Here is a 1,284-nt window from a genome sequence, read left to right as displayed (position 1 = left end):
CCAAAAAAAGAGGAAATACCCATGGCAAAGGCCAAGTTTGAACGTAACAAGCCACACGTCAACGTCGGTACAATCGGACACGTTGACCATGGTAAAACAACCCTTACCGCTGCAATCGCAACCGTAGCTGCAATCACCTCTGGTGGCGAAGCCAAAGACTACGCGTCTATTGACTCAGCACCAGAAGAAAAAGCACGTGGTATCACAATCAACACCTCACACGTAGAATATGACACAGACAGCCGTCACTACGCACACGTAGATTGCCCAGGTCACGCCGATTATGTTAAAAACATGATCACTGGTGCTGCCCAGATGGACGGCGCAATCCTAGTAGTATCTGCAACTGACGGCCCTATGCCACAGACTCGTGAGCACATCTTGCTTTCACGTCAGGTTGGCGTACCGTACATCATCGTATTCATGAACAAATGTGACATGGTTGATGACGAAGAATTGTTAGAACTAGTAGAAATGGAAGTTCGTGAGTTATTGAACGACTATGACTTCCCAGGCGACGACACGCCAATCGTTAAAGGTTCTGCTACTGAAGCCCTAAAAGGCTCACAAGAAAAATACGGCCAACCAGCTGTTGTAGAACTACTAAACGTACTAGACACCTACATCCCAGAGCCAGAGCGTGACATCGACAAAGCATTCCTAATGCCAATCGAAGACGTATTCTCAATCTCAGGTCGTGGTACTGTAGTAACAGGCCGTGTTGAATCTGGTATCGTTAAAGTTGGCGACGAGATCGAAATCGTTGGTATCCGTGACACTCAAAAAACCACCTGTACTGGTGTAGAGATGTTCCGTAAACTGCTTGACGAAGGTCGTGCAGGCGAAAACTGTGGCGTACTACTACGTGGTACTAAGCGTGAAGACGTACAACGTGGCCAAGTACTAGCTAAGCCAGGTTCAATCACTCCTCACACCAAGTTTGACGCTGAAGTATATGTATTGTCAAAAGAAGAGGGTGGTCGTCACACACCATTCCTAAACGGCTATCGTCCACAGTTCTACTTCCGTACTACTGACGTAACTGGCGCAATCCAATTACAAGACGGTACTGAAATGGTAATGCCTGGTGATAACGTTGAGATGGGCGTAGAGCTTATCCACCCAATCGCTATGGACAAAGGTCTTCGCTTCGCTATTCGTGAAGGCGGCCGTACTGTAGGCGCTGGTGTTGTTGCTAACGTATTGAACTAAGACTTAAGTCTCAGTAATGAGCTTATGAGTTAGTCATAAAAAAGGCCATCCTATCTAGGGTGGCCTTTTTTT

General features: G+C 46.9%; 1 protein-coding gene. It reads left to right on the top strand.

Going from position 1 to position 1,284, the window contains the following annotated elements:
- Positions 1-21 precede the first annotated feature (21 nt).
- Positions 22-1,212, top strand: coding sequence for an elongation factor Tu (gene tuf / locus DXK30_RS12675; protein WP_114701991.1), 1,191 nt, complete (start codon positions 22-24; stop codon positions 1,210-1,212).
- The last annotated feature ends 72 nt before the right edge of the window (positions 1,213-1,284 follow it).

It is taken from the genome of Psychrobacter proteolyticus (assembly GCF_003350005.1).
Taxonomy (GTDB): Bacteria; Pseudomonadota; Gammaproteobacteria; order Pseudomonadales; family Moraxellaceae; genus Psychrobacter; species Psychrobacter proteolyticus.
The sequence above is the reverse complement of the archived record's forward strand: the minus strand, read 5'-3'. Positions and strand labels throughout refer to the sequence as shown.